General features: G+C 62.7%; 4 protein-coding genes. 1 reads left to right on the top strand and 3 read right to left on the bottom strand.

Annotated elements, in window-relative coordinates; all coding sequences use genetic code 11:
- The coding region (locus ACRXB1_RS28790; RefSeq protein ID WP_449493961.1) for a uroporphyrinogen-III synthase at window positions 1-307 on the bottom strand (307 nt) is incomplete at its 3' end.
- Window positions 307-1,236, bottom strand: coding sequence for a hydroxymethylbilane synthase (hemC, locus tag ACRXB1_RS28785; protein WP_449493962.1), 930 nt, complete (start codon window positions 1,234-1,236; stop codon window positions 307-309). The genes hemC and ACRXB1_RS28790, both read right to left, overlap by 1 nt.
- Before the next feature lie 433 nt (window positions 1,237-1,669).
- On the opposite strand from hemC, the gene ppc reads away from it, so the two are divergent.
- Window positions 1,670-4,669, top strand: coding sequence for a phosphoenolpyruvate carboxylase (ppc, locus tag ACRXB1_RS28780; protein ID WP_062169506.1), 3,000 nt, complete (start codon window positions 1,670-1,672; stop codon window positions 4,667-4,669).
- Window positions 4,670-4,721: 52 nt separating this feature from the next.
- On the opposite strand, the gene ACRXB1_RS28775 is transcribed toward ppc, so the two are convergent.
- Window positions 4,722-5,474: a class I SAM-dependent methyltransferase gene (locus tag ACRXB1_RS28775; RefSeq protein WP_062169504.1), complete on the bottom strand. Its 753-nt coding sequence runs from the start codon at window positions 5,472-5,474 to the stop codon at window positions 4,722-4,724.
- Window positions 5,475-5,689 lie beyond the last annotated feature (215 nt).

The raw sequence follows: 5,689 nt of genomic DNA, 5'->3' as shown, positions 1-5,689 counted from the left end.
TTACATGCGCCGGCCACGGCGCGCTAAGCCCGGCGAACGCGTGCTGGACGGCGTTCGGCGACACGAAGACGACCAGCGCAAAGCCAAGTTCAGCGGGCGCATAAAGCTCGCCGAGCGCGGCCTGCAGCGGTGCGGTATCGGCGACGGGGCCTATATCGATGAGTGGAAACTCCAACGGCTCGAAACCCGCGCGTTCGAGCAGCGCCATGAGTTCGGCCGACTGGCCGGACGGACGCGTGATGACAACCGTGGATGGCCGGGGTGTGGCTTCGGCCGGGGTATGGGTCGAATCGTGAGCGCTCGCCATCAGTCGGCAGGCGTTGCAGCAGGAGGAATGCGCGCACCGCTTGCCGTGCTCAACTCGCGGACGATGTCCATCGCGCCCTGCGCTTCGAGCTCGGCGGAAACGCGCGCGCCGAGATCGAGCGCGGCTTCGACACCGGTGGCATTCGCCGAGCCTTCGGCACGAAGGACGCGCGTACCATCGACCGTCGATACACATCCACGCAAATGCAGCGCGCCGTCGCGCCATTGCGCGTACGCCGCGAGCGGCACTTCGCAACTGCCGCCAAGCGAGCGCGACACCATGCGCTCGGCTTCCACTGCTGCAGCCGTGGCATCGTGATGCAAAGGGGCAAGCCACGCGGCGAGATCGTCACGGCCGGCACGGATCTCGATGCCGAGCGCGCCTTGCCCCGCCGCCGGCAAACTTTCCTCCGGCGAGAGATACGCGCGAATCCGCGATTCCAGCCCGAGCCGGATCAGCCCGGCGGCCGCGAGGATGATTCCCGCGTAGTCGCCCCGGTCGAGCTTGCCTAGACGGGTATCGAGATTGCCGCGCAACGGGCGGACTTCGAGATGAGGAAAATGCATGCGCAACATGGCTTCACGTCGCAAACTCGACGTCCCGACGACGCTGCCGTGAGGCAAATCCGCCAGCGACGCAAAGTGCGGCGAAACGAAGGCATCGCGGGGATCTTCGCGTTCGAGGATCGTGCTCAGGGTAAAGCCGTCGGGCAGTTCCATGGGCACGTCTTTCAGCGAATGCACGGCCAGGTCGGCACGGCCGTCGGCGAGCGCTGCTTCGAGTTCCTTCACGAAGAGTCCCTTGCCGCCGACCTTCGATAAGGTCCGGTCAAGAATCTGATCGCCGCGCGTCGTCATTCCGAGGATTTTGACGTCGCAAGATGGATATAATTTGTGCAGCGCAAACTGCACGTGCTCAGCCTGCCACATGGCAAGACGGCTCTCCCGCGAGGCAATGACCAAAGTACGGGGCGGTGGCGTGGAAGGCGTCTCGGAGTTCATTGCGGGTCAATCGAATGACGGGATGGATAACAAACAATGGTAGCACGCACGCCCAAGCCCAATTACAGTCCTGAGCGCGCCGAAGCGCCGCGGAAACGGGCCTGGCGCGATGCGGCAGGACGGAGACAGCAGGGCACAAAAGCCGCAACATGCGGCACGCGTCATGGTTGAGGCACGCATTCTCTCGCGCTGCCGTGCCTGGTCGCCTTGGATTTCCCGAGTTTCAGCCGCAACGCCAGTAACACTGTAAGCAGCTTGGCGGGCAAGCGCACGCCGTTTCATGCACGGCGCCTGCACGCTTCCATATCGAGTCTGTGGCTTTAAAGTTGGCTAACTGAACGACAAGCAAGAGGAATTCAACGTGACGTCTCCCGGATCGGCGCGCAATGCCCGCCCCCGCCGCAACGCGGTATCGAAGAATGAAGGTTCGTCCGTCAAGGCCATCGCGGCCGATGTAACGGTTGCCGCCAAAGCCTCCAAGGCGCGCGCCACCGCCGTCAAGAAGCCTGCTGTGAAAGAGCCCGCTGCGAAGGCTGCCAGTAAGCCGCCCAAAGCCGCATCGCGTACACGCGACGACAAGGACCTTCCCCTCTTCGAGGACATCCGCTATCTCGGCCGCCTGCTCGGCGACGTCGTGCGCGAACAGGAAGGCGACAAGGTCTTCGATGTCGTCGAAACGATTCGTCAGACCGCGGTCAAGTTTCGCCGTGAGGAAGACAGCGAGGCATCGCAGGCGCTGGACAAGCGCCTGAAATCGCTTTCGCCCGAGCAGACTGTGAGCGTCGTGCGCGCGTTCAGCTATTTCTCGCATCTGGCGAATATCGCCGAGGACCGGCATCACAACCGGCGCCGCAGGATTCATGCGCTCGCCGGCTCGACGCCGCAGGCCGGCACGATGGCTTATGCAATCGAGCGGCTGAAAGCGAGTCCCGATGCTTCATCGGCGCAGGCGACGCTCCAGAAGTTCTTCGATGCCGCCCTGATCGTGCCCGTACTGACCGCGCACCCCACGGAAGTCTCGCGCAAGAGCATTCTGGATGCACAGCACGAAGTTGCGCGGCTGCTGGCCGAACGCGATCAGGACCTGACCACACGCGAACGCGCGCACAACGAGTCGATGCTGCGCGCCCGCGTCACGTCGCTCTGGCAAACGCGGATGTTGCGCGAAGCGCGCCTGACCGTCGCCGATGAAATCGAAAACGCGCTTTCGTATTATCGTGCAACGTTCCTCGAAGAAATTCCTGCGCTTTACGCTGATATAGAAGCCGCGCTCGCCGAGCACGGACTGCCCGCGCGCCTGCCCCCGTTCCTGCAAATGGGAAGCTGGATTGGCGGGGATCGCGACGGCAATCCGAACGTCACCGCGCCCACGCTGGTTCACGCCATCACGCGCCAGGCCACGGTAATCTTCGAACACTACCTTGAACAGGTGCATAAGCTCGGCGCGGAACTATCGGTGTCGAACTTGCTGGCCGGCGCAAGCGCCGAACTCAAGAAACTCGCCGATAACTCCCCGGATGCGTCCCCGCATCGTACCGATGAGCCTTATCGGCGCGCGCTGATCGGCGTGTACGCAAGGCTCGTCGCTTCCGCCGACGAACGTCTGGGCGCGGGTGTGGTCGCAGCGCGCAGCCGTCATCCGGCGAAGCCGTATGCATCGGCAACTGAGTTTGCCGCCGATCTGAACGTGCTGATCGAATCGCTCGCCGCGCATCACGGCGAGTATCTTTCGGCGCCGCGCTTGTCGCCTTTGGCGCGCGCGGCCGAAGTGTTCGGCTTCCATCTGGCGAGTATCGATTTGCGTCAGAGCTCGGACATTCACGAAGCGGTGATCGCGGAGTTGCTGGCGCACGCAGGCGTGCAGGACGATTACGCCGCGCTGCCCGAAGCCGATAAAGTCGCGTTACTGCTCAACGAACTGGCTCAGCCGCGGCCGCTGCGCCTGCCGTATTTCGATTACTCGGATCTCGCGAAGAGCGAACTCGGCGTGCTCGAAGCGGCGCGTGTGACGCGTGAGAAATTCGGTACGCGGGCCGTGCGCAACTACATCATTTCGCACACGGAAACAGTCAGCGACTTGCTTGAAGTGATGTTGCTGCAGAAGGAAACCGGCCTGCTGCAGGGGCGTCTCGGACACGCGAAAGATCCCGCGCACGATGGCCTCATGGTGATTCCGCTGTTCGAAACCATCGCCGACTTGCGCAACGCGCCGCACATCATGGGCGACTTCTTCGCGCTGCCGGGCGTGAACAAGCTGGTCGAGCTGCAAGGCGGCGAGCAGGAAGTCATGCTCGGTTATTCCGACAGCAACAAGGACGGCGGTTTTCTTACGTCGAACTGGGAGTTGTATCGCGCGGAACTGGCGCTGGTCGCGTTGTTCAAGCAGCACAAGACCACCTTGCGCCTTTTTCACGGCCGTGGGGGCACGGTCGGTCGCGGAGGCGGTCCGACGTATCAGGCAATCCTGTCGCAGCCGCCAGGGACGGTAGATGGCCAGATACGCACGACCGAGCAAGGCGAAGTGATCGCGAGCAAGTTCGGCAATCCTGAGATCGGGCGGCGCAATCTCGAGCTCGTGGTGGCGGCGACGCTCGAAGCATCGCTCTTGCCGCACGAAAATACGCCGGCGCAGTTGCCCGCGTTCGAAGCAACCATGCAGACGCTGTCGGATTCGGCGATGGCCGCGTATCGCGCGCTGGTTTATGAAACGCCTGGATTCAAGGAATATTTCTTTGAATCAACGCCGATTTCGGAGATCGCGGAGTTGAACATCGGCAGCCGGCCGGCATCGCGGAAATTGCAGGATCCGAAGCAACGCAAGATCGAGGATCTGCGGGCGATTCCGTGGGGCTTTTCGTGGGGCCAATGCCGTCTGCTTCTGACGGGATGGTATGGCTTCGGCAGCGCGGTCACGAATTTCCTCGATACCGCGTCCGACGCCGCCGAGCGCGCGAGGCGGCTCGCCACGCTCAAGAAGATGCACAAGACCTGGCCGTTCTTCGCGAACCTGCTCTCGAACATGGACATGGTCCTGGCGAAGACGGACATTGCGGTGGCATCGCGTTACGCGCAACTCGTCACCGATAAAAAACTCCGCAAGCACGTGTTCAGCCGGATCGTGGCGGAATGGGAGCGGACGTCGAGCGTGTTGTCGGAGATCACAGGGCACAGCGAGCGGCTCGCGAACAACCCGCTGCTCGCGCGGTCGATCAAGAACCGCTTCCCGTATCTGGACCCGCTGAATCACTTGCAGGTGGAGCTGCTGAAACGGCACCGCGCGGGGGATGACAACGTGCGGCTGGGACGCGGGATTCACTTGACCATCAACGGGATTGCGGCGGGGTTGCGTAATACGGGTTGATCTTTCGCAGTTGCGTTGAGTAAAGCCGGCGAGGTATCTGCCGGCTTTTTCGTTATTCCGCCTCGACCATCAACGCATCCAGTTCAAACGAACCATCGTCCTGAACCGCGAAATACTGGCGCACTTCGTCGGGCGCGTTCTTCCACAGCGAGCGAATCGCCGTCACGCGTTCCGGCGGCGTACGCATTCTCGCGACCCACGTATCGAATTGAAGCGGCAAGCGCCATCGGCTGCGAATTCCGGCCTTGAAGCCCGCCTGTTCAAACAAGGCCAGCCACTCGTCCCCACGATAATCCCGGATATGCGAGCCATCGCGCAGCACTTCGACGGCCTGGATATGGGTATCGAGTAACGGATGGTCCGCGCCCGCGATATCCACGAACACCACGCGCCCGCCCGGCTTCAGCACGCGCCGGACTTCCTTCAGCGCCGCCGGCACATCGTGCCAGTGGTGAGCGCTCATGCGGCTCAGCACGCGGTCGAAGGTGGCATCGGCGAAAGGCAGACGTTCGGCGGGACCTTGCTGCGTCGTGATGTTCTCAAGCCCGCGTTCCTGCGCCGCCCCGGCGACCGTCGCCAGCATCTGTTCCGCGATGTCGTAAGCCACCACGCTCTTGGCGTGCGGCGCGACCGAAAAACTCACGTGACCCGCCCCGCAACCCAGGTCGAGCACGGCCGCATCCGGAACCGCGGCAACTTCGCGCGCCAGTTCCTGCAGATCGGCGCCGGTTGCATGCACGGCACTCGTGAGATAGGCGGCGGCGGTCGAGCCGAATGCATCGGCGACCTGTTCGTGGTGTTTCATGGGTAGCTCCAGGTTTTTGTCAGTATTTTCCCAGCGACAGCAACGCTACAATAAGCGCCACCTTGTACCGGTACAAGTTGTGCAGTTATTCTGGTATCTAAAGTACCCGACCGCGTATCGAATTCATCTCAACGCCCATTCATGACTCCGTCGTCGCCCTCTTCTTCTAACGCACCCAGCGTCGCGCCGCCGCTCGATGCCACGCCCGCGCGCGA

The sequence above is a fragment of the Caballeronia sp. M23-90 genome (genome assembly GCF_053574605.1).
The sequence above is the reverse complement of the archived record's forward strand: the minus strand, read 5'-3'. Positions and strand labels throughout refer to the sequence as shown.